Below are 21,310 nucleotides of genomic sequence, written 5' to 3'. Positions count from 1 at the left end.
TTTGATGCCACCAGGTTGGGCCCTTCCTCAGTTGTTTTTCAGAATTCATAGTACAAAAGTATTTATTTATCCTGATATATATCAATGACCAAAATCAGTAATCGGTCAAATTTTACCAACTGCTGCTGGATCCGCCGCCGCCAGATGAGCCACCACCCCAGCTTCCACTGGATGAAGAGGAAGATGACCCGGAGGACGATGTGGAGGAGCTGGAAGACGATTTTCGTGGTATTACAAACGTCTTTTTTTCAACATAATTACAGTACCTGCATTCAGAAAATTGTATCCCTTGACCAGTTGAATATTCGGTTGCTCTTTTGACGGTTTGCGTACGTGTCTCCTCAAAGGTTTTATTATTACATTTAGGGCAGGTTTTTACCTTGGTATAAATACTGTCGTACCCGATGGTTTTGTGGGTATCACAGTGCTTACAATACCATACATCATAAATCACCGATCCTACTTTTTCTTCTGCAGCCTGGATCTGATTCAGGAATGCTTTTTTCTTATTTCTGTTCAGCAGCGTCATTGGTTGTGTGCAGGCATCGCAGTCATACGGCTCGTAACGCAGTTTTTTCATGCGCTGGTCATGCCAGCGATAATAGGCGAGAAAGGGGATAGGGAATACGAACGCAGTGAACAACAAGTTCTTATGTGCTATATCCAGTGCCTCATAACGGGCATGCCTGTCAGTAAATTCCCGTTTCTTTTCCCGGGCATTCGTTAGGGTATACCTGTAGGAAAGGTAGATGGTCCAGGTTAAATAGCAGAGACCTAAGGTGATCCAGAAATGATAAGGTATATTCAGCGCATAACAGAGTACCAGCATGACTATACCGGGTACTAACAGCACAAAGCTTCTGGCCAGCCAGGTGGTTCTGTACAGGTCATCTTTGTGTTTTTCTCCTTTGAGTATACCAAATATGATGAAACTGAAAATCAGGTAAAAGAAATAGAAGAAGATGGTGCCTACACCAGGACGGGAAATACCATTGTCCTGCAGTAAATAATTCGGGTCTTGCTGCGATTCATCCGCTGCACTGTTTGTGGCAACATTGGCGTCAGTTGCATCAGTTGTCAGAGAAGGTTCGTTTGCTGTAGCACTAACCGTATCAGCAACAGCGGCATTCACACCTCTATCTGCAGCTACAACATTCACACCTCCATGTGCAACTACGGCATTCGCACCCGCATCAGCGGCTTCAATCGCTGTATCGGCCAGACCATCGCCATTATCCGATACATTCACCGCGCCCTCCGGATTTGTCAATATCTCCGCTACTGCCTGCAAACCTTTCTCCATCCCCTCATCATAATTATCCGTCTTAAAATAAGGAAGCATCACGGACTGTTGTATCCGGAAACAGATCACATCCGGCAGATCGCCTTCCAGTCCATACCCGGTTTCAAAGCGGATCTTATGCTGGTCTTTTACCAGCAGTACCACCAGTCCATTATTCGTTTCCTTATTTCCGGGTTTCCAGGTAGTAAAGAGAAGATGTGATACGTCTTCCACCGCCTGATTGCCAATACTTTCCAGCAACACCACCGCCACCTGTGCCTTGCCTGCCTGATCCAGTTTGCCAAGCAGATCGTTCAGCGCCGCTGTGGTATTGTCTGAAATGATGTGATCCGGATTGCTCACATACCCTCCCTTCTTCATAGGATCAGGGATCTCCTCCGCATAATTGTGCTTCTTAGAAGTACACTGCACCAGTAACAGGAGCATTAAAATAAAAAGCTGACATTTTCTATTTCTCATGATAGTCCCAAAAATATTAAAAAAATGAAGTGATCACCCTGCTCTGCGGCGGTCATCCCACTCGTCCCCCTACAATTGTGTAAAATAATACCCATTTACCAGCCTTTTTATCACTAAAAACCGGTAAAAAAGGGTGGCATGAAATTACATCTTATTATAGTAGCAGCATCATCAGAACTAATGCGAACGATTATGGCAAGTGCAATTACTTCATCCTTAAATAGATACATGGCCGCGGTGGGAGAGCAGGTCGCTTTTGCCACCCAGTTTGGCCGGAATATTTTTCGGAATGGCTTCGAATGGAATGAATTTCTCCATCAATGTTATATAGTAGGCGTTAAATCTATTTCCCTGGTGGCGGTATCAGGTTTTATTATCGGATTTGTGTTGACCCTGCAAACCCAGCCTACCATGAAACAATTTGGTGCAGAGAGCTTTGTACCGGGTATGGTCGCCATCTCCATTGTACGCGAAATAGGACCTATGATCATAGCCCTGATCTGTACAGGCAAGATCGCTTCCAGTATAGGAGCAGAGCTGGGGAGTATGAAAGTGACGGAGCAGATCGATGCCATGGAAGTATCCAGTGCGAACCCCATTCAATACCTGGTAGTAACCCGTATTCTGGCATGTACGCTCATGGTACCTTTACTCACTGTCATGGCCGATGCACTGGCGTTTGTAGGCGGGTGGCTGGGCGTCAATACCCAGGGAAATGTAAGCGGTACGCTCTTCTTTCGCAAAGCCTTTGCCGCACTGGAATTCAGTGATGTGATACCGGCTGTGGTGAAGACATTCTTTTTCGGATTTGCCATTGGATTTGTAGGCTGTTACAAAGGATATCACGCCAGCAGAGGTACTGAAAGCGTAGGTCTGGCCGCCAATTCAGCGGTGGTAACTGCTTCTCTCTGGATTATTTTATTAGATGCGATTGCAGTACAGATCACTAACCTGTTATATTATTAATTATGGATGAAGTTGTGATTCGCATAGAGCACCTGAAGAAATCATTTGGAGAAAATGAGGTGCTGAAAGACATTAACCTCGAACTACACAAAGGCGAGAATATAGTAGTACTGGGCCGTTCTGGCCAAGGTAAGTCTGTGACCATTCAATGTATTGCAGGGTTGCTGGAACCTGATGAAGGCAAACTGGAAGTGTTGGGAAAAGAGATCCCGACCTTAAATGAAGATGAACTAAAAGAAATCAGAACAAAGATTGGGTTCCTTTTCCAGAGTGGTGCTTTGTATGATTCTATGACGGTAAGAGAAAACCTGGAATTTCCACTCACCCATGTTTTGCAAATAAAAGATAAGGCAGAACTGACGAAAAGAGTAGAAGAAGCATTGGACAGTGTAGGATTAACAGAGTCCATTGATAAATATCCATCTGACCTGTCAGGAGGTATGCGGAAAAGAGTAGGACTAGCCAGAACATTGATTCTGCGGCCCCAAATTATGCTGTATGACGAACCTACTACCGGACTGGATCCTATTACTGCAAGGGAGATCAGTGAACTGATCGTAACCCTGCAGGAAAAATACGATACTTCGTCCATTATTATCACCCACGATATGCCTTGTGCAAGAATTACAGCAGATAGGATCGTGGTAATGAATGATGGAGAATATATAGCCACAGGCACGTACGACGAGCTGGCGAAATCAGAGGATGATCTCATTAATAACTTTTTCAAATAATACTGTATGCGCGACAAGACATCTCAGAAAGTGAAGGTTGGTATATTTACATCGGTCACCATCCTGTTGTTGCTGGTAGGTATTTTCCTTATTGGCAGAAATAAAAATATGTTCAGGAGTACGATCACCTTATATGGTACGTTCAAAAACGTAGGTGGGTTACAGGTGGGGAATAATATCCGGTTTGTAGGTATCGATGTGGGTACTGTAGACAATATCGATATTTTGTCCGACTCTACTGCCCGGGTAACTTTGATCGTGCAGAAAAAAGTACAGCCTTTTATTAAAAAAGGTGCGGTGGCGAGTATCAGTTCTGATGGATTGATGGGAGATAAGCTGGTGGCAATTAGTTCCGGCACAGCATCTAATGTACCTGTAAATGATGGGGAGACCATCAATGCAGTGGATCCAATGCAGTTTGATAAGGTACTGGACAGGCTTTCCGGCGTAGCTTACAATGCAGAAGTAATAACCGGACAGTTGGCAGGAATTGCTACACAGGTGAATCAGGGAAAGGGAAGTATAGGCAGATTGTTATATAGTGATAGTATGGCAAATGACCTGGAAGGTACTGTGAATGAGGCGAAGAAAACAATGAGAGCGGTGCATAAAGGATCAGAAGGATTTAGTCAGAACATGGAGGCATTGAAACATAATTTCTTATTGAGAGGGTATTTCAGGAAGAAGGAAAAAGCGGCGAAAGAGGCGAACCAAAAACAACAAAAAGAGGATAATAAGAAGAATCAGAAAGATGATAAAAAGAAATCAAAGAAAAAAGATACAGATAGCGCTACTGTAAATATTCCTAAAGAAGGATAACCCTTTTCACCAGGCAGTCAGCAGGCCAGGGGCCCCCTGCAAAAAATGTTGGTTTTACCGAACGTAAAACCAACATTTTTTGTTTTATTTTACAACCATGATAAAAATACTTACTTGTACCACGCCAGGTCAATTTGATTATGGTCAAAAAGAAATGCCCGCATTAACGGCCAACCATTCGATTATAAAAATCAAACGTATCGGCATTTGTGGCACAGACCTCCACGCTTTTGAAGGAACTCAACCTTACTTTGTATACCCACGTATACTCGGTCATGAACTTGCCGGCGAACTGGTAGCTGCTGACAACGCCCCTGGTTTTACCATTGGCGAAGCCGTTACTTTTATCCCTTATTTTAATTGCGGTACCTGCATCGCCTGCCGTAGCGGCAAGCCAAACTGCTGTACCCGTATCCAGGTTTGTGGTGTACACATCGATGGTGGTATGGCAGAATACCTTTCCGTTCCCTCTTCTTCATTAATACATGGCGATGGCCTCAGCATGGAAGCGCTTGCACTCGTGGAACCCCTCGCCATTGGTGCTCATGGCGTACGCCGTGCCGGTGTTACACCCGGTGAATTTGTCCTGGTGATCGGGGCAGGTCCTATTGGCCTTGGTATCATGGAATTTGCCCGCATTGCCGGTGGCCATGTCATTGCGATGGATATCAATGAAGGTCGCCTGCAATTCTGCAAAGACAAATTAAAGGTCGCTCATACAATTAATCCAACTACCGAAGATGTAATGACCGTATTGCAGGAAATTACCAACGGCGATATGCCTACAGTTGTAATTGATGCTACCGGTAGCCAGAAAGCGATCAATAATGGTTTTCAATATATGGCGCATGGCGCCCGCTATGTACTGGTGGGTTTACAAAAAGGAGAGATCTGCGTGAGCCATCCGGAATTTCATAAAAGAGAAGCGACATTGATGAGTAGCCGGAATGCTACAAGAGAAGATTTTGTGCATGTGGTGAAGAATATGAAAAGTGGGGAAGTGGATCCGGTAACCTATATCACACACAGGGTAACGTTCGAAGCCGTAAAAGATGAGTTTAATAGCTGGTTAGATCCAAAGACGGGAGTGATAAAGGCGATGGTCGAATTGGGATAACTTACGCTTTTTCAATACCTTGTAAAAAACCAACACAGCATGGAAGAATTAATCGCCGGCAAAGGTTCGAGAGTACAACACGCTAAACACGGCCCGGGTGTCATTATCGGGGTCAAATACGCACAATACGTAGTTACCTTTATGGACCAGGGTGTCATCGAAGTAGATAAAACTGATCCGCTTTTCGAAATCCTCCACATAGAAAACCAATCTATCGAAGTGGAAACTACCTCCGCCGTCGAAACTTCTTTATTAAAGATCCTCCGTCTCTGGGGCGAACCTAACGAGATCATCCCGCTTGGCGACAGGTGGGAAGGTGGCAATCTCCTTCTTCAACCAAAGGATGCTTCGTTGAAACCAAAAGAAATACCCATAGAAGTATTTTTTCATAAAATCGTGATGGTAAGAGATCGTCTCCGTGTACTCGAGCAACAAATAAATAGCCACAAACTGCTCTCCGACGAAGACAAAGTTAATATGCAACAATACATTACCCGCATATACGGCTCACTGACCACCTTTAATGTGCTCTTTAAACAAAAAGAACATTGGTTCACAGGAGAAAAAGGAGGGAAAGAAGACTAATCACTTATAGATTTTCTGCAACTCCGTGGCCTTAATTTTGTTATATTTAGGTTACGCAAAAAAAAAACAGCAGACAATCTACAACTATCACCTATTACGCTGTATGGACAATTTTGCGTATTGCATTTTAAAAGTGATGCCATATGAAAGATTTTACCTTAGACTTTGACCTGAAAGGTAGCAACTACATTGTAGTGGTTATGCCTCATGAATCAAGAGGAATCGAGCACTACAAAGCAGTGCTGGATGACGAACATTCCATCGATTATTTACTGCAGGTAAACGGAGATTTACAGCCAAATCCAGATTATGCAGCAGATCCGCAACTGGTTAATGCAATTGCAACGCGCATTTTGGAGGTGGTACATGTGGAAGACCGTGGAAATGGCGCCACATCTTATCCATGAGCTTACAGCAGTGTGTAGTGTTTAAAGGCGGAACCTTATCCACGGGGTAACTAAGGTCTATGTTAACAACAACACTTTATAACACTGTAAAAGGCAGGTCGATATTAAAGATAGTACCTTTATTCTCTTGTGATGAAACGTAGATATTACCACCGTGTTGCTGCACCAGCTGCTTGCAGATATGCAACCCCAGCCCGGTGGAAGGTTCATGATGAAGGCCCTTACGCCTGGCTGAAGTAAACCGGTCGAAGATATTAGGTAGCATCTCCTCCGGGATACCTATACCTGTATCTGCCACAGAGATCCGCACGCCTCCACGATGCGGCCGCATGCCAAGGGTTATATCCCCTCCATCAGGTGTAAACTTCATTGCATTGTGTAGCAGGTTATCTACCACCCGCTGTAGTTTGCCGGTATGAATATGTGCTTTTATCTCTCCCTGAGGCAACTCCAGCAATACCCGCTGTTGGTGCCTGACTTGTTGTTGCCAGTTGTCACGCACATTCACCAGCCAGTCATTCAGGGAAATATAATTAGTTTGTAGTTTGTTTTCATCTGATTGCCTTGCCGCTGAGAGCAGTTCCTCAATAATCTGGTCCGCAGTAGTGCAGGCCTCGCTGATCCAGGCCAGGTATTTATTCTCCTGCTCAGGGGTAAAGGGGTACTCCTGCATCAGGTGCAGTACAGAACGAATGCCCGAAATAGGGCTACGCAGGTCATGCGCTACAATCCCCAGAATTTCTGTCTTCAGTTTATTAGCAGCCGCAATCTCCTCGTTTTTCTGTTCAATAGTTTTTATCTTTATAAAATAATTGGCGTGATAAGAATATAACAGTCTGGAAACTACAAGAAATGCACACATCATGAGCCAGAATATAACCATGTTCCCCACCAGCGCCACCTTGTTCACCTGGAAGAGGTGGAAAAAGATGGAAAAGGTTGCCCCCGTAACCAGGCAAATGGTGATGAGTTGTCTGAATGAAAATACCTGTACCATGGCTATGACCAGGAAACCTATCAGCATCATGGTCATTGTGTTCTTAGGATTGTGTTGCGATACGAAAGTCAGTCCCATACAACTCCCAATAAAACACAAGGCAAAGAGAATGACCAGGAAATGGTATCGGTTTTGCTCTAATGAAGACAGTTTAGTACGGATCAGGTAGATAGCCAAAGCAATCACCGCTGAACTTATAAGCAGGAACCGCTGTATAATAATCAGTTGAACCTGTTGTCCCGCAGGCAGGGAACTACTCGCCGGCAACGTCAGCGTAAGAATGTGGGTAACAAGCGTGGTAAACAATACAATCTTGGCTGTAATGCCTGTCACCCGAATATTCTGAGACCGGATCTGCTGATAAAATTCTTTTTTAAATGCCTGTTCGATCGCGGTGAATAAATATATTTTCATCTAAAATTGACGAGGTAAATTCCTGATAAGGTTATTATACAACTTTCAATTGCGTTCATTATATTTTGTAGGTGTTGTGCATCGCCCCACAAATGTACCGGTTTTGTGATTAAATTGACACATTGTTTCCGTTAGACCCAGTCCTAATCCCCACCCTTTGAAATGTAGACGTCGTATTTATTGAAAAAAACAGGCGTGGTTACGCCCCAATTTAGCCAGACATGCAACAACTCACAACTTTAAAGCATCCATCTGAGATTGCTCAGCTCCTTACCAATTTGATAGGGAAGGAAAAGATTAAAGACATCCGTTTTGGTTACAGGTTGCAGGACGATGAACCTGCAATTAAATTCAAGATCACGTTACGATTTCCTTACAGTATGTTTGGAAAAAAGAAAATTGAAAAATTGATAGAAGAACAGATTAAGGACATACAACTGGCGGCGGACGTGCCAGCGAGGGTGTTGTTTTCAATTGTTTAATGTATCAGCTTGCCCGGTTAGGGGTTCAAACTGGTTGTCGAAATTTCACTCAGATTCTTATTTTCAATTGTTTAGGCTATCCGTTTTTTAGATAGCCCCATCCTCAGCCGGCTTTTAAAAGCTAGCTGAGGATTTTCTTATATTTATAAAAAACCTCCCCATATGGCAGTGAAATTTTCTACCATCAGACAGGCATTCCACTTACTCAAAAACATTGATTTCCAACAGCTCGGCCACATCGCCGAAAAAGTGGACCTGCCAAAAGTAATGGCCGCAGTAGGCAAAATGAATGACCAGCAGCTAGCTGGATTAATGAAAATGCTCACCAGCGGTAGCGGCCATAAGAAAGAGCTTCCTCCCGTAAACGGTGACTTTTACGACCTTGCCGGTATGCTCACAGAAGAAGAACGTGCCCTACAACTGAAAGTCCGCCATTTTATGGAAACGGAAATTCAGCCTATCGTAAACGAATACTGGTTCAAAGCTGAATTCCCCTTTGAGATTATACCCAAACTCGCAGCATTAAATATTTGCGGTGGCACCTTCAGGGGCGAATACTCCTTCGTAATGGAAGGAATCATCGCGATGGAGATGGCACGGGTAGATTGCTCCATTGCCACCTTCTTTGGTGTACAGAACGGTTTGGCCATGGGATCCATTCATGCCCTCGGCTCCGAAGCACAAAAGAAAGAATGGCTGCCCGGTATGGAGCAATTAAAGATCATCGGCGCCTTTGGCCTCACAGAACCCGAAGTCGGTTCCGGTGCCGCCGGTGGCCTGACCACCACGGCAAAAAGGGTAGGAGACAAGTGGGTCTTAAATGGTCAGAAGAAATGGATTGGCAATGCCACCTTTGCCGATGTATTGGTCATATGGGCAAGAGATGTGGATGATAACCAGGTAAAAGGATTCCTCTTACGTAAAGGTACACCCGGTTTCAGTGTAGAGAAGATGCATGATAAAATGGCCCTCCGCATTGTACAAAATGGTATCATCACCTTACAGGACTGCGAAGTTGCCGAAAGCGATCGACTCGCTCATGCAAACTCCTTTAAAGATACTGCCAGGGTACTGCAAATGACAAGAGCAGGCGTAGCCTGGTTAGCCGTAGGCTGTGCCAGAGGAGCCTATGAAAATGCCCTGACCTATACCCGTCAGCGTAAACAATTCGGCAAACCAATCGCCAGTTTCCAGTTAATACAAAATCATCTCGTAGAAATGCTCTCGAACCTCACGGCCATGCAGACCATGACATTCAGATTATCTCAGTTACAGGATCAGGGATTACTGGATGATGAACATGCATCTATCGCAAAGGTATTCTGTTCGCTTCGTACCAGAGATATTGTGAGCAGGGCAAGAGAAGTAATGGGAGGGAACGGTATACTGTTGGAATATAATGTAGCCCGCTTTGTAGCAGATGCGGAGGCTATCTATTCTTATGAAGGAACAAAAGAAATCAACTCATTAATAGTAGGCAGAGCCATAACCGGCTTCAGCGCCTTTGTATAAATTAAATCCGCCCCTCCAATTCCGGGGGGCGGATTTAATTTAAATATTCTTAGCAAATAATGGCTTCAACGTCATCCATCCCAACACAGGGAAAAAGTGCATTGGAATCGCCAATCCCGGAAACAATTCCGGCATCTCAACATCCAAAGGTAGTTTATACCCGATCGGATACACAATGGTTGCAATTGTTATCACTGCAAATAAAATATTAAACACCGCTTCTGTATGACCTTTCAGCACCTTGCTCAGTAAAAAATACCCAATTGCTGCCACTATATTCGCACCTATGCAGGCAGCAAATATCTTTTGCAGGGAAACGATATTCATAAACCCGTCACCCAGTGACTCTGTATACACCTTTTGATACACCAAACACGCCACTGCTGCCAGTATACCTGAAACTACCGCTAATATTAATAATTTCTTCAGCATAAATTCAATTTAAAAATTACTTCGTAACAGGCACTGCCAGCTCTACTTTAATGACGTCAGCAACATCTCCACCTGGTTTACCAATATGGAAATCATTTCTGTTTACATTAAAGGTACCATTAAAGGTAGCTGCGTTTCCTTTTCTCACGAAATTGAAAGGAATGGTAAATTCCTTTTTCACACCATGGATCTCCAGATCGCCGGTTACCTGGTAACCTGCACCCGCTTTCACGATTTTCTTTGATACATAGTGGATCACAGGGAACTTCGCTGCATCAAACCACTCATCGCTCTTTGCATGCTTGTTCTGCAATGCATTACCAGTCTGGATAGAAGCCACATCTACAGTTACATCAAAGTTAGAAACTGCCAGATTCGCCTCGTCAAAATTGATAGTGCCTTTAAAGCTTTTGAAAATACCACCTACTTCATTGCTGCTAAAAGCAACATTGTACTTTTCAGTGATTTTCCACAGGGGAGATACGATATTAAAGGCAAACACTGCTGCCGCCAGCAGCAGTGTTCCTGAAAATATGATTAATCTTTTCATTGCCATTGTTTAACCTATTCTTTTACGAATTCGCCGTTAGCTTTCAGTACAACTTCGTCGCTCAGCATCTGAGTTGGCATAGAAGCGCCAATACCGAAATCAGTACGTTTGAAAGTACCGGTTACTTTGATACCTACTTCTTCTTTTTTGCTCATTGGGTTAGTAGTAGTACCATTGATGGTCAGATCCAGGGTTACTGGTTTAGTTACACCGTGCAGGGTCAGGTCGCCGGTTACTTTGAAAGTCTTACCGCTTGCTTTCTTGATAGAAGTGCTCTTAAAAGTCAGGGTACCGAATTTCTCAGCGTCGAAGAAATCTGGGCTCTTCACGTGCTTGTCGCGCATTTCGTTGTCAGTGTTGATGCTGTTAACGTCTGCAGTCACTTCGATCACCGCGTCAGAAAAATCTGCTTTAGTAGCAGTGATCTTAGCTTCGTAAGATTTGAAGTTACCTTCGCTTTCAGAGATACCGAGGTGGGTAACGCCGTAACCCAGTCTGCTGTGCGCTTTGTCTACAGTCCAGGTGTTTTGAGCGAATGCAGTTGCAGATAATAACAGTGCTGATGCAACGATTGAGATTTTTTTCATGTTAGCTGGTGTTTTTTGGATTGCTTTTATTTTAAAAATGAAATTTATTGTTCTATGTTCATAATATTGGTCTTTTTAGGACCGCTATCATCTATTAAACCGAATGATAGTTCTGTTTGTTCCTGAGCAGTGTTTTAACGACCCCTATCATCTATTAAACCGAATGATAGTTCTGTTTGTTCCTGAGCAGTGTTTTAACGACCGCTATCATCTATTAAACCGAATGATAGTTCTGTTTGTTCCTGAGCAGTGTTTTAACGACCGCTATCATCTATTAAACTGAATGATAGTTCTGTTTGTTCCTGAGCAGTGTTTTAACGACCCCTTTCATCTAATAAACCGAATGATAGAATTGTTTCTGCTTCTGAGCAGTCCTTTTGACCGCTTTTAAAGTACTATTTGTGCCAGGCGATTCGGGACCGAAGATATATACTTTTTTAAACAAAATGTGTTTCAACATATATTTTAATATAAATCCTTTGTGGTGGCCTATCTTGAACTAATTCCACAAATCCTTATTACTATTTATTAGATAATTTATCCTACTTTTACATAGAAAAGAGAGTCACTCTCTTTTGGAGAGCCAAAGGTAAATGGTGTGTAACTTCTAACAAAGAAGGCACCTGCCAGCTACCAACTTACCAAACGGTAACTAATATTGAAAATCAGCGGGTTATGGTTGAAAATAATTCTGAGAAATTTAAGCCGGCTTTTTGTCCGATAAGACATGTGCTGGATCGGTTCGGTGATAAATGGTCCATCCTGGTAGTAGAACTGCTGTCTCACAAAGGAAAGATGCGGTTTAGCGAGATCGCCACCAGTATTGAAGATATTTCACAGAAAATGCTCACAGTTACGCTTCGCTCTTTGGAGGCAGATGGATTGATTTCGAGGGAGTTTTATCCTGAAATACCGCCAAGAGTAGAATACGAATTGACAGAACTGGGGAAGAGCCTGATTCCGCCTATTAATAATCTGCTGCACTGGGGACAGGAACATTTGGAGACCATCCTGGGTAACAGGAAGCGGTATGAAGATGAAAAAGAGAAGAAAAAACAGGCTGGATCGTATTGATAATACAACCTGTTTCCTGGCTCAGGTAATCAGGTGCTACCTGAATAAGTTTTTTTCCTTACTGCTTACATCCCTATAGATCTGTAAATATTCCATCATTTTCAGTTCCGCTTCAAACTCCACCTGCATCAGCGGATGATGAATATGTTTATTGGGATCATTGGTATCCAGTCCCAATTCATTTGTCATGATCACATCTGCTACATCCAGTGGGAAGTAAGCACAGGCTGCGATAAATTCGTAGTTCTTTTCTTCTATATATACCAACCCACTTTCCAGGCATTCCATCAGTTTCACGACGCCGATACCTTTGGCTTCGTCCTGGTCCAGCTGGTCTAAACTAATATCATGCAGGCGCAGGATCTGGTTGTCTACTTCCTCTTCTTCTATATTCGCTGTTTTGTCTACAGCATCCCACAGGTAGGCGAGGGCGTCGGTGAGGATTTCATAACCTTCTTCATCTTCCAGTTCCAGCAGGTGATTGGCATATTTGTGATACAGGTACTCTGCATTCCACACACCAAAAAACAGGCATTGTTCAAATGGGAGATTGGTAAAGTTTTCTTTGAGTGTTTTATCAAAAGAAGAAAAGGTCAATTGTTCCATCATCGGAAAATAGTTTTGTCTTTACTTGTGAGATTTTTTCCTTCCTGCAGGTGCGCAAACAGTTTTGTCTGCGATTCCAACTCCTCCGCAAAAAACGGATCATCCAGTTTATACTTCGGTGGCGTTTCTTTCATTACAAACTCACTATCCTTTACAGCATTCAGTACATCCATCGGGAACCAGGCGGTAGTCAATATCGCATCCGGTTTCTTTTCCTTTGCATAGCTGAGGGTACTTTCCACTGCTTCCATCAACTTCAGGATCCCACAATCTTTTGGCTTGGCAAAATCCAGGTCGTCAATATCAATATACCGCACATGCCTTAATTGCTTCTTCAAATCTGCTTCTGTTATAGTTGAAGGATCGTCTATGCCATTCCATAAAAATCCAATCGCATCCTGCAATACTTCATGTGCTCTGGCATGCCCATCGCCATCTAAACAAGGGCCGTACTGCCTGTCCAGGTACTCGGCAGTCCATACACCGACGAAGAGTAATTGCTCAGGTGATAGTTTCGCCAGCTCAGGTTGAATTTTCTTTTTGTATGCTGAATAAGGTAATGCCATTTATATTGATTACTTGTTTTATGATGCACACTCCACATGCGGCTTACAGTAAGGCCAGGGATCATTCTTTGAGAATTCATGCATGATATCTACGATGCACACTCCACATGCGGCTTACAATTACTACACGGCTCATTCTTCTGATACTTCGCCCACGAAATCCCCCATCTTGTAAACTTTGTCCCCTCCTGCGCATTCCTGATAATCACTCTCTCCGCGTGGCTTTCCAGATTGTAAGCCTTTCTCACAGACTTCACCCGGACTTCACCTTCGTCTTAGGTATTGGCTTCTTTTTATAAGCCACCCCACTATAAATATTCTCAGGTGGTACACCCAATTTTATCAACCTGGCACGTTGCGCCGGTGTTAACTTCGCACCATTACCAGAAGCAAACAATTGCCTAACTTACGAACCTTTCCATAAATATCCAATTCACAGGACCATTCCGCTACACCAGCGTCATCGTATGCAGCAAAAGGTACGCCGGGATAATCAGAGAGGATGGAATAATGTTTACCATTCACGATTTTCGCTACCAGTATACAGGAATCTCCTTCAAATACCCAGGTGATCATCGTCGCTGCCGGCACAGGAGGTTCGGGTGATGTACCCATTAAAAAAGCCTTTGGACATGACATCCAAAGGCTTTTAAATATATTATAAGGAAAAGATAATAGAATTCCTGCCTCAAAACTTTGAAGAAAATGTTCGCATATTCCTACTTGTGTCCTGGCCCTTATTTTACGATACCAGCAAAGCGCTGGTAGAACTGGGTCGGACTGTTTTCATTTTTGGGAGCATATTTCCCTGCAATGATAGGTACATAGATCACTCTTCTGCGGCTTTCTTCACCAATTACAGAGCTCAGCGCCACACGGTGCCAGAGGCGGCCATCATGTACAGTTACGTCACCGGCTGTAGGCGTGATAGCGATCTCATTCTTGTCAGGCGTGTGGTCAATGAAGTATTTCTTCCTGAACAGCATGCTCAGCCTGCTCTGTTTGTGTGTGCCTGGAATGATTCTCAGCCCACCATTCTCAACTTTTAATGTGCTCAGGTGTAAACCTACATTGAGCATTGGATTCAGTTTACCACCCATGAAGATGTCGCGCAGACCGTCTGTATGCCAGCCCATTTTAGTGAACTTGCTTTCCGGACCATTTACGTAGTGGTTAAACACCATCCCGTCTTTCTCGTTGATACCAAGGCGGGCACCAGGACCAATCAGGCTTAAAAGTGCATCGAAACGTTTGTCTTGCAATACCTCGGACAGTACAGGTGCATGCTGGTTGATGAAGGCAAAGCGCTGCACAATTGGGTCACCATTCAAGTCTTTACCATACTTGATGGGAACTCCATTTACTTTTTCTCTTTTTTCGGCGATCCATTTCTGCTGTACTTCTTCAGATGCTTTGATAATCTCCTGAACCTGCTCAGGAGTAAAGAACCTGGAAAAGTGTATGTATCCATGCTCGTCAAAAAATGCTTTTTGTTCTTCGGTTAGCGTATCACCTAGTGTAAACGTAGTATAAGCCGTAGACATGATGTGGTAAATTTATAGATGATTTGGTGATTGATCACGAATTATTGAAAATAGTTTTTTTTGTAAAAACCCCGTCAGTACAGGATAAATAGGTCATGTGTTTTCAACAATACGGACACCATTTACTTTGCGACAAGCACGTCAGCTGTAGTACTTGTATTGATAATAATCTGTAACGCATTCTTTAGTCTACTGAATTTGTAGGGTAAAGGTAATAGTATTTTATCTTATACCCAAATAATAAATTGCACCGCGATTGAAGGGATGAATTTACTTATTTTTTATATAGATTACCAGCAATTTTTTCAACCATCCCCTTGGGAACCAATCGGGTGACAAATGCTGTGGCCGCATTCAGTGCGCCTGGAATCAATTCAGATTTCTTTGCAAACATACCATTTACGGCAATTCGTGCTACCTCATCCGGCATCATACCATACTTTTCTGCAGTGGCTTTGATCGCCTGCATACCGGCTCTGTCGATAAAATTGGTATTCACCGGGCCGGGTGATAATGCAGTTACTGATACATTTGTGCCTTTCAGATCTGCCCTGAGACCTCGGGTAAATAATAACATGAAAGCCTTGGTAGCCGCATAAGTACTGAGTGTTGGTACTGCCTGGTAAGCAGCGGTACTCGCTACATTCATAATGTAAGCAGCAGGTTGTTGCAGCAGCATAGGCAGAAAATGATGACACAATGCCATCGGTGTCTGCATGTTTACCTGCAACATCTTGTTCTGATCTTCTAATGAAGTCTTGTCAAATTCACCCCATACAGCATACCCCGCATTGTTGATCAGGATAGAAATGTTGTACTGGTTTTTCTGTACCCATTCGAACAACTCACCAGCTGCCGTTGGAACAGAGAGATCTATGCCCAGGTAGTCCACCTGTACTCCGTACTTAGTAATCAGTTCCGAGGCTACTACCTGCAATTCACTGGTGGATCTTGCTACAAGAATCAGGTTATACTTTTTTTTAGCCAATACGATGGCTATGGAACGTCCAATCCCCTTGCTTGCGCCTGTAATGAGTGCGTAATTCATAATTATACTGGTTAGCCGCTGTGCTTAATGAATACAGGAACAGCTGAGAACAAAATACAAAAATAAGTTATTTATTGAAGCGATAAAAAGAGAAATTAATTATTTACTGTAAGAAAAGTGTAAAAATCCCTGAAAATGAAGACTGTACAAAAATAGAGAAGGGCGGTAAGAATACCGCCCTTAATTTTTTAACCATATCCTATGAAAAACCTAAACCAAAGATATACGACAGCTTGGTGCCGCCTAATCAATTTTGGTAAATGATATAATTTATCCGGTAAACGTCATGAATTAACGTTTGTTAACCAAAAATTAACAAAAAATCCCTCGTTTTAGGTAACTAATACTCACTGATATTTAGGCATTTAACTCCGTATTACCGAGTGAAATAGGTAGACCTGTTTAAATCTATTGTTTTTAACATATTAACCCTAAAAATTGTTGCGATATTAACTTCGTGACAGCTAATGTGGCAATTTATCACTCACCACTCCATACACCCAAGTACCCAATATCGCACTCAGCAGCGCCACCGCCATCACGGTAAATCCTGCCCCTACCTGTGCAAATAACGGCCCCGGACATGCCCCCGTCAATGCCCATCCAAACCCAAATAACAACCCTCCATAGATATTCCCCTTCGAAAAAGGCTTCTTTGGAATGATTATCTCTTCACCACCGAACGTTCTGATTTTGAACTTTTTAATGATAGTTACGGAAAGAAGACCTGTAACTACCGCCGACCCAATCACCCCATACATATGAAATGACTGTAAATGAAACATTTCCTGAATCCTAAACCAGGATAATACCTGCGATTTCACCAGTACAATGCCAAAAAGCATCCCGGCAAATGTATATTTTATGTTCTTCATGATAAGTTTAGTATAAAAGGTAACACCAGATTTGACATAATAAATCCACCCGCCATAAAACAACAAGTGGCGACCAAAGATGGCCATTGCAAAGTGGACAATCCCATAATTGAATGCCCCGAAGTACACCCGCCGGCATACCTTGTACCAAACCCAACAAGGAATCCTCCTACAATTATGAGGATAAAACCCCTGATTGTCAGTAGAGCTGGCCAGTTAAATAACTGGCTGGGTAACAGATCGTTGTGGTCGGTGATGCCAAATTCACCTAAAGTGGTTTCCAGTTTTGGACTGATCTGAACAGGGGAGGGATCTGCCAGCCAGTGAGCTGCCACAAATCCCCCGATCACTATACCCGCAGCAAAGAACAAATTCCAGATCTCATTCTTCCACTCATAAGTGAAAAAGGGAATTTTTGCCGGAAAACAGGCGGCGCAAATATGTCGGAGAGAAGACGAGATGCCAAATGAGCGATTGCCCAATAATAACAGCAAGGGTACCGTAAGTCCGATAATAGGCCCCGCTACGTACCATGGCCATGGCGATGAGATCAATTTTAAAAGCATAATTTTATGGTTGGAGGATGTATATACAAATATAATCAACCATAAATATCCACATAATGTTAATAGAATGGAATACTCCTAATATGTTGCAACACGCATATTTCATATCTTTGATACATGAGAATTGAACAAGCAATTAATCAGCGTAAGTTTAAGGACGATCATCACAAAATGGTGGTGAACCTCCTTTATACGGGTAACTGGCTGAGAGATTCCCTCGGAGCCAACCTGAAATCCTATGGGCTGTTGCCCCAGCATTACAATGCGCTACGCATTATCCGCGGCCGTCATCCGGAACCTGTTTCTGCCGGTAGCATCAAAGAAGTCATGCTGGACAAAGCGAGCGACGTGACCCGCTTACTCGACAAACTTGAAAAGCTGGAATACGTACAACGCAGATTGTGCCCGCACAACAGGCGTAAAATGGACATCAACATTACACCGAAAGGTTTGAAACTGCTGGACGAAGTCAATGTGCCCATGGATAATTTTTACAATGACATTGCTGAAAGATTAAGTGCCGAAGAAGCTGCGCAGCTGAGCGATTTGCTGGATAAGGTGCGGAGATAGGGGCAGAAAAACGTATCTTCGTACTTATGCGTCACCTTCTTCTATATATCATCATATTCTTTTCTTTTTACCAGGCGGGTGCGCATGTGTGCAAGAAAAAGTATGAAGCTGTAGAGAATAGGAAACCTGTAACCACTGTACTCAAAGTAGTAAAGAGCGATCCGAAACCTGGATGGCGTAACGGTACCGGATATCTACCGGAGACCATTGTTGATTTCAACAACTGTTTTAGTTCCCCTAACAAGTGTGTTTATAGGCCTGCTACAGGTCATTTCAGTGCGTATTTTATACCGCGGTTGCCATTGTATGCCGTGGTGTTGTCTACAGGAAGGCTCCTGGTAGATATACATGCTATTGTCAGAACGCTTATTTTCCCTAACCATATTTTCTGGTAGTTGTTTTGTATTACTGGCTTTACCGGCATTTAGATTTTAGCCGGCCGCAGGCCATTCTACCCCCGCGAAAAATTGACTTTTGCCGAAGGTACAAGTCAATTTTTCGCCGCTTCATTTTTATTCGCAATGGAATTTTAACTACTAATACGACCAGATGATTCATTTAGCACCGTTAATTAAAGACCTGGCATTAATCCTGATAGCAGCAGCTGTTACCACCCTCATATTCAAGCGTCTACGTCAGCCGCTGGTACTGGGGTACATTGTAGCAGGCCTGCTGGTAGGCCAACACGTCTCGCTTGTTCCAACCGTTTCCGATGAAAAAAATATCCATATATGGTCTGAAATAGGTGTTATCTTTTTACTCTTCAGCCTCGGCCTCGAATTCAGTTTTAAGAAACTAATTAAAGTAGGTGGGGCCGCCTCCATTACCGCCATCGTAGAAGTCATTTTCATGCTCGCCCTCGGTTACCTCCTGGGGCAGATAATGGGATGGAACGCTATGGACAGCATCTTCCTGGGGGGTATCATATCTATATCTTCTACTACTATTATTATAAGGGCCTTCGAAGAATTGGGCGTGAAAGGCCTGAAATTCGCCGGCCTCGTATTCGGTATCCTCGTCGTTGAAGACCTGGTCGCCATCGTACTGCTGGTGTTATTATCGACCCTTGCCGTAAGCCGACAGTTCGAAGGCGGAGAAATGCTGATCTCCGTAGTTAAACTCGTTTTCTTCCTCATTGCCTGGTTTGTGGCTGGGATCTTCTTTATACCCAGTCTGCTACGCATGACGAAGAAGATCATGAACGAAGAAACCCTGCTGGTTACGTCCGTTGGCTTATGTCTGCTCATGGTGGTGCTGGCTACCCAGGTAGGTTTTTCTCCTGCACTCGGCGCTTTCATCATGGGCTCTATCTTAGCCGAAACGACCCAGGCGGAAAAGATCGAACACCTTGTAAAACCTGTAAAGGAATTGTTCGGTGCCGTCTTCTTTGTTTCTGTAGGCATGTTGATCGACCCTTCTATGCTGGTAAAATATGCCGTACCTGTACTCATCATCACCGTCGTAACACTGATAGGTAAGACATTGAGTACCGGGTTAGGTGCACTTTTATCCGGCCAGCCTTTGAAGACCTCCGTACAGGCAGGGATGAGTCTTGCACAGATCGGGGAGTTCTCGTTTATCATCGCCCAACTCGGTCTCACGCTCAATGTAACAAGTGAATTCCTATACCCGGTAGCTGTGGCAGTATCGGCAGTGACTACCTTCACGACTCCATATATGATCAAACTATCCGGCCCTGTTTATGAAAAACTGTCAGATATGTTGCCGCATCGCTGGAGGACGGCCATCAACCGGTACAGTGCCGCGGCACAAACCATCTCGGTTGTGAGTGACTGGAAGGTATTGCTGAAGAGTTACTTTACAAACATCGTAATTTGTACGGTCGTCCTGCTGGCTATTATATTATTATCCTCCTATTACCTGCTACCAATGTCGGGTAAGTACAACTGGGGGCGTATTGCAAGTGCAGTCGTTACCCTCTTCCTGCTCATGCCTTTTTTGTGGGCACTGGGTTTCAGAAGGATCAGCAGTGCAGAATCGAATCGCATATGGGAACAGAAAAAGTATAGAGGCCCACTGATGCTGTTGCGTATTGCACGTATTGTGGTGGCGGTGTTCCTGGTGGGGTTCTTTATCGACCGGTTCTTCTCTTACTCAGTAGCATTGGCGGTGACGGCGATTATGATTGTATTGATTTTCGTATTGCGCCATAAGATCGGAGATTTTTATACCACGATCGAAGAGCGGTTCTTTACCAACTTCAATGCAAGAGATACGAAAGTGGGGAATATCAATAAGTCGGTGTTGGCTCCCTGGGATGCGCATTTGGCTGTGTCTGAGATCAAACCACTTTCGCCGGTAGTGGGTCAGACACTGGAGGAGTTGCGACTGAGGGAAAATTATGGAATCAATATCGCATTGATCAATAGAAGTGGAATGAAGATGTATGCACCTGATAAAAATGCGAGATTGTTTCCGGGGGATGTGGTTACGGCCATAGGCACGGACGAACAATTGCAGAAGTTCAATCATTACCTTGAACCGGCGAATGCTGCGATAGCTGTACCGGTGAATGATGGAGATCCGATTGCACTGAAGCAGTTTTTGGTGGCAGAAAGATCTGCGCTGGAAGGAAAGACGATTCGGGAAGCAGGGATCAGGGAGCGGACCAGTGGAATTGTGCTGGGGATAGAGCGAAAAGGACAGCGATTGTTGAATCCTGCTTCACTCACAGTGTTGCAGGCAGGAGATATTGTGTGGATTGCAGGAAGCGGTGGTAAATTGTATGCATGGTTGAAGGAGATAAATGCAAAAAAGGATTAATGGAACATTCATAAATGCTTTAATTACAAAAGGGTGTCTCAAATGAATGAGACACCCTTTCGTTATATTGGAAACATTGACAGTTTGTAAAGGCACCATTCACGGTTTACTGTAAGCATTAACAGTTTACAGCAAACATTGACAGTTTGTAAAGGCACCATTCACGGTTTACTGTAAGCATTAACAGTTTACAGCAAACATTGACAGTTTGTAAAGGAACCATTCACGGTTTACTGGAAGCATTGACATTTTACAGCAAACATTGACAGTTTGTAAAGGAACCATTCACGGTTTACTGGAACCATTGACCGAT

24 protein-coding genes are annotated in these 21,310 nt (G+C 43.5%); 12 read left to right on the top strand and 12 right to left on the bottom strand.

Features of this window, described 5'->3' with window-relative positions; genetic code table 11:
- Positions 1-112: 112 nt before the first annotated feature.
- Positions 113-1,762, bottom strand: coding sequence for a TPM domain-containing protein (locus QQL36_RS27670; RefSeq protein ID WP_321567481.1), 1,650 nt, complete (start codon positions 1,760-1,762; stop codon positions 113-115).
- 138 nt (positions 1,763-1,900) lie between these two features.
- On the opposite strand from QQL36_RS27670, the gene QQL36_RS27665 reads away from it, so the two are divergent.
- The 6 genes from QQL36_RS27665 to QQL36_RS27640 all read left to right on the top strand — a co-directional run bounded on the left by QQL36_RS27665 (position 1,901) and on the right by QQL36_RS27640 (position 6,390).
- Positions 1,901-2,728: an ABC transporter permease gene (locus QQL36_RS27665; protein ID WP_321567480.1), complete on the top strand. Its 828-nt coding sequence runs from the start codon at positions 1,901-1,903 to the stop codon at positions 2,726-2,728.
- Positions 2,729-2,730: 2 nt separating this feature from the next.
- Positions 2,731-3,462: an ABC transporter ATP-binding protein gene (locus QQL36_RS27660; protein WP_083724616.1), complete on the top strand. Its 732-nt coding sequence runs from the start codon at positions 2,731-2,733 to the stop codon at positions 3,460-3,462.
- 6 nt (positions 3,463-3,468) lie between these two features.
- Complete coding sequence (locus QQL36_RS27655) at positions 3,469-4,281, top strand: MlaD family protein (RefSeq protein WP_083724618.1); 813 nt, start codon at positions 3,469-3,471, stop codon at positions 4,279-4,281.
- 97 nt (positions 4,282-4,378) lie between these two features.
- Positions 4,379-5,398 carry a zinc-binding alcohol dehydrogenase family protein gene (locus QQL36_RS27650; RefSeq protein ID WP_321567479.1) on the top strand — a complete coding sequence of 340 codons (1,020 nt, stop codon included), beginning with the start codon at positions 4,379-4,381 and terminating at the stop codon, positions 5,396-5,398.
- 39 nt (positions 5,399-5,437) lie between these two features.
- Positions 5,438-5,983: a hypothetical protein gene (locus QQL36_RS27645; protein WP_083724619.1), complete on the top strand. Its 546-nt coding sequence runs from the start codon at positions 5,438-5,440 to the stop codon at positions 5,981-5,983.
- Positions 5,984-6,126: 143 nt separating this feature from the next.
- The gene (locus QQL36_RS27640; RefSeq protein WP_083724621.1) at positions 6,127-6,390 is read left to right on the top strand and encodes a hypothetical protein; all 264 of its coding nucleotides are present in this window, start codon (positions 6,127-6,129) and stop codon (positions 6,388-6,390) included.
- A gap of 76 nt (positions 6,391-6,466) precedes the next feature.
- On the opposite strand, the gene QQL36_RS27635 is transcribed toward QQL36_RS27640, so the two are convergent.
- Positions 6,467-7,801, bottom strand: coding sequence for a sensor histidine kinase (locus QQL36_RS27635; protein WP_083724623.1), 1,335 nt, complete (start codon positions 7,799-7,801; stop codon positions 6,467-6,469).
- 221 nt (positions 7,802-8,022) lie between these two features.
- On the opposite strand from QQL36_RS27635, the gene QQL36_RS27630 reads away from it, so the two are divergent.
- Positions 8,023-8,283, top strand: a complete 261-nt coding sequence (locus tag QQL36_RS27630; RefSeq protein WP_321567478.1) for a hypothetical protein — start codon at positions 8,023-8,025, stop codon at positions 8,281-8,283.
- A 162-nt stretch (positions 8,284-8,445) separates the two neighbouring features.
- The gene (locus tag QQL36_RS27625) at positions 8,446-9,795 is read left to right on the top strand and encodes an acyl-CoA dehydrogenase family protein (RefSeq protein WP_083724627.1); all 1,350 of its coding nucleotides are present in this window, start codon (positions 8,446-8,448) and stop codon (positions 9,793-9,795) included.
- Positions 9,796-9,834: 39 nt separating this feature from the next.
- Here the strand turns inward: QQL36_RS27625 and QQL36_RS27620 are convergent, their stop codons facing one another.
- From QQL36_RS27620 to QQL36_RS27610, 3 genes are read right to left on the bottom strand one after another with little or no spacing between them, the layout of a single operon-like run.
- The gene (locus QQL36_RS27620) at positions 9,835-10,227 is read right to left on the bottom strand and encodes a hypothetical protein (RefSeq protein ID WP_321567477.1); all 393 of its coding nucleotides are present in this window, start codon (positions 10,225-10,227) and stop codon (positions 9,835-9,837) included.
- A 16-nt stretch (positions 10,228-10,243) separates the two neighbouring features.
- Complete coding sequence (locus tag QQL36_RS27615; protein WP_083724713.1) at positions 10,244-10,777, bottom strand: YceI family protein; 534 nt, start codon at positions 10,775-10,777, stop codon at positions 10,244-10,246.
- A gap of 14 nt (positions 10,778-10,791) precedes the next feature.
- On the bottom strand, positions 10,792-11,364 hold the full coding sequence (locus QQL36_RS27610) for a YceI family protein (protein ID WP_083724631.1): 573 nt from the start codon (positions 11,362-11,364) through the stop codon (positions 10,792-10,794).
- A 675-nt stretch (positions 11,365-12,039) separates the two neighbouring features.
- On the opposite strand from QQL36_RS27610, the gene QQL36_RS27605 reads away from it, so the two are divergent.
- Positions 12,040-12,438, top strand: coding sequence for a helix-turn-helix domain-containing protein (locus QQL36_RS27605; RefSeq protein ID WP_321567476.1), 399 nt, complete (start codon positions 12,040-12,042; stop codon positions 12,436-12,438).
- 36 nt (positions 12,439-12,474) lie between these two features.
- Here the strand turns inward: QQL36_RS27605 and QQL36_RS27600 are convergent, their stop codons facing one another.
- From QQL36_RS27600 to QQL36_RS27570, 7 genes are all read right to left on the bottom strand, one after another.
- Positions 12,475-13,047 (bottom strand): hypothetical protein, encoded by a 573-nt coding sequence (locus QQL36_RS27600; RefSeq protein ID WP_321567475.1) that lies wholly within the window; start codon positions 13,045-13,047, stop codon positions 12,475-12,477.
- Positions 13,044-13,610, bottom strand: coding sequence for a hypothetical protein (locus QQL36_RS27595; RefSeq protein WP_083724635.1), 567 nt, complete (start codon positions 13,608-13,610; stop codon positions 13,044-13,046). The genes QQL36_RS27600 and QQL36_RS27595 overlap by 4 nt, the downstream gene beginning before the upstream one ends.
- Positions 13,611-13,976: 366 nt before the next feature.
- Positions 13,977-14,225, bottom strand: a complete 249-nt coding sequence (locus QQL36_RS27590) for a hypothetical protein (protein ID WP_321567474.1) — start codon at positions 14,223-14,225, stop codon at positions 13,977-13,979.
- A 122-nt stretch (positions 14,226-14,347) separates the two neighbouring features.
- Positions 14,348-15,154: a phytanoyl-CoA dioxygenase family protein gene (locus QQL36_RS27585; protein ID WP_083724639.1), complete on the bottom strand. Its 807-nt coding sequence runs from the start codon at positions 15,152-15,154 to the stop codon at positions 14,348-14,350.
- 274 nt (positions 15,155-15,428) lie between these two features.
- Positions 15,429-16,202, bottom strand: a complete 774-nt coding sequence (locus QQL36_RS27580; RefSeq protein ID WP_083724641.1) for an SDR family NAD(P)-dependent oxidoreductase — start codon at positions 16,200-16,202, stop codon at positions 15,429-15,431.
- 464 nt (positions 16,203-16,666) lie between these two features.
- Positions 16,667-17,077 (bottom strand): DUF6691 family protein, encoded by a 411-nt coding sequence (locus tag QQL36_RS27575; protein ID WP_235643844.1) that lies wholly within the window; start codon positions 17,075-17,077, stop codon positions 16,667-16,669.
- Positions 17,074-17,643, bottom strand: a complete 570-nt coding sequence (locus QQL36_RS27570) for a YeeE/YedE family protein (RefSeq protein WP_321567473.1) — start codon at positions 17,641-17,643, stop codon at positions 17,074-17,076. Before QQL36_RS27570 ends, QQL36_RS27575 begins: the two co-directional genes overlap by 4 nt.
- Positions 17,644-17,760: 117 nt before the next feature.
- Here QQL36_RS27570 and QQL36_RS27565 point away from each other — a divergent pair, with 117 nt between their 5' ends.
- From QQL36_RS27565 to QQL36_RS27555, 3 genes are all read left to right on the top strand, one after another.
- Entirely contained in the window at positions 17,761-18,213 is a 453-nt protein-coding gene (locus QQL36_RS27565) for a MarR family winged helix-turn-helix transcriptional regulator (protein ID WP_083724647.1), read from the top strand.
- Between the two features lie 26 nt (positions 18,214-18,239).
- Positions 18,240-18,608: a hypothetical protein gene (locus QQL36_RS27560; protein ID WP_321567472.1), complete on the top strand. Its 369-nt coding sequence runs from the start codon at positions 18,240-18,242 to the stop codon at positions 18,606-18,608.
- Positions 18,609-18,762: 154 nt separating this feature from the next.
- Positions 18,763-20,997, top strand: coding sequence for a cation:proton antiporter (locus QQL36_RS27555; protein WP_321567471.1), 2,235 nt, complete (start codon positions 18,763-18,765; stop codon positions 20,995-20,997).
- The last annotated feature ends 313 nt before the right edge of the window (positions 20,998-21,310 follow it).

This window comes from Chitinophaga sp. LS1 (assembly GCF_034274695.1).
Classification (GTDB): Bacteria; Bacteroidota; Bacteroidia; order Chitinophagales; family Chitinophagaceae; genus Chitinophaga.
Note: the sequence above shows the minus strand (reverse complement) of the source record. Positions and strands in the feature narration are given on the sequence as shown.

Excerpts from the sequence above, each read along its gene's own strand:
- QQL36_RS27665 (WP_321567480.1), top strand. The coding sequence starts at position 1,901 with ATGAAATTACATCTTATTATAGTAGCAGCATCATCAGAACTAATGCGA.
- QQL36_RS27650 (WP_321567479.1), top strand. The coding sequence starts at position 4,379 with ATGATAAAAATACTTACTTGTACCACGCCAGGTCAATTTGATTATGGT.
- QQL36_RS27590 (WP_321567474.1), bottom strand. The coding sequence starts at position 14,225 with ATGGGTACATCACCCGAACCTCCTGTGCCGGCAGCGACGATGATCACC.
- QQL36_RS27620 (WP_321567477.1), bottom strand. The coding sequence starts at position 10,227 with ATGCTGAAGAAATTATTAATATTAGCGGTAGTTTCAGGTATACTGGCA.
- QQL36_RS27600 (WP_321567475.1), bottom strand. The coding sequence starts at position 13,047 with ATGATGGAACAATTGACCTTTTCTTCTTTTGATAAAACACTCAAAGAA.
- QQL36_RS27640 (WP_083724621.1), top strand. The coding sequence starts at position 6,127 with ATGAAAGATTTTACCTTAGACTTTGACCTGAAAGGTAGCAACTACATT.
- QQL36_RS27635 (WP_083724623.1), bottom strand. The coding sequence starts at position 7,801 with ATGAAAATATATTTATTCACCGCGATCGAACAGGCATTTAAAAAAGAA.
- QQL36_RS27655 (WP_083724618.1), top strand. The coding sequence starts at position 3,469 with ATGCGCGACAAGACATCTCAGAAAGTGAAGGTTGGTATATTTACATCG.
- QQL36_RS27630 (WP_321567478.1), top strand. The coding sequence starts at position 8,023 with ATGCAACAACTCACAACTTTAAAGCATCCATCTGAGATTGCTCAGCTC.
- QQL36_RS27580 (WP_083724641.1), bottom strand. The coding sequence starts at position 16,202 with ATGAATTACGCACTCATTACAGGCGCAAGCAAGGGGATTGGACGTTCC.
- QQL36_RS27575 (WP_235643844.1), bottom strand. The coding sequence starts at position 17,077 with ATGAAGAACATAAAATATACATTTGCCGGGATGCTTTTTGGCATTGTA.
- QQL36_RS27615 (WP_083724713.1), bottom strand. The coding sequence starts at position 10,777 with ATGAAAAGATTAATCATATTTTCAGGAACACTGCTGCTGGCGGCAGCA.
- QQL36_RS27605 (WP_321567476.1), top strand. The coding sequence starts at position 12,040 with ATGGTTGAAAATAATTCTGAGAAATTTAAGCCGGCTTTTTGTCCGATA.
- QQL36_RS27595 (WP_083724635.1), bottom strand. The coding sequence starts at position 13,610 with ATGGCATTACCTTATTCAGCATACAAAAAGAAAATTCAACCTGAGCTG.
- QQL36_RS27625 (WP_083724627.1), top strand. The coding sequence starts at position 8,446 with ATGGCAGTGAAATTTTCTACCATCAGACAGGCATTCCACTTACTCAAA.
- QQL36_RS27555 (WP_321567471.1), top strand. The coding sequence starts at position 18,763 with ATGATTCATTTAGCACCGTTAATTAAAGACCTGGCATTAATCCTGATA.
- QQL36_RS27670 (WP_321567481.1), bottom strand. The coding sequence starts at position 1,762 with ATGAGAAATAGAAAATGTCAGCTTTTTATTTTAATGCTCCTGTTACTG.
- QQL36_RS27585 (WP_083724639.1), bottom strand. The coding sequence starts at position 15,154 with ATGTCTACGGCTTATACTACGTTTACACTAGGTGATACGCTAACCGAA.
- QQL36_RS27645 (WP_083724619.1), top strand. The coding sequence starts at position 5,438 with ATGGAAGAATTAATCGCCGGCAAAGGTTCGAGAGTACAACACGCTAAA.
- QQL36_RS27570 (WP_321567473.1), bottom strand. The coding sequence starts at position 17,643 with ATGCTTTTAAAATTGATCTCATCGCCATGGCCATGGTACGTAGCGGGG.
- QQL36_RS27565 (WP_083724647.1), top strand. The coding sequence starts at position 17,761 with ATGAGAATTGAACAAGCAATTAATCAGCGTAAGTTTAAGGACGATCAT.
- QQL36_RS27610 (WP_083724631.1), bottom strand. The coding sequence starts at position 11,364 with ATGAAAAAAATCTCAATCGTTGCATCAGCACTGTTATTATCTGCAACT.
- QQL36_RS27660 (WP_083724616.1), top strand. The coding sequence starts at position 2,731 with ATGGATGAAGTTGTGATTCGCATAGAGCACCTGAAGAAATCATTTGGA.
- QQL36_RS27560 (WP_321567472.1), top strand. The coding sequence starts at position 18,240 with ATGCGTCACCTTCTTCTATATATCATCATATTCTTTTCTTTTTACCAG.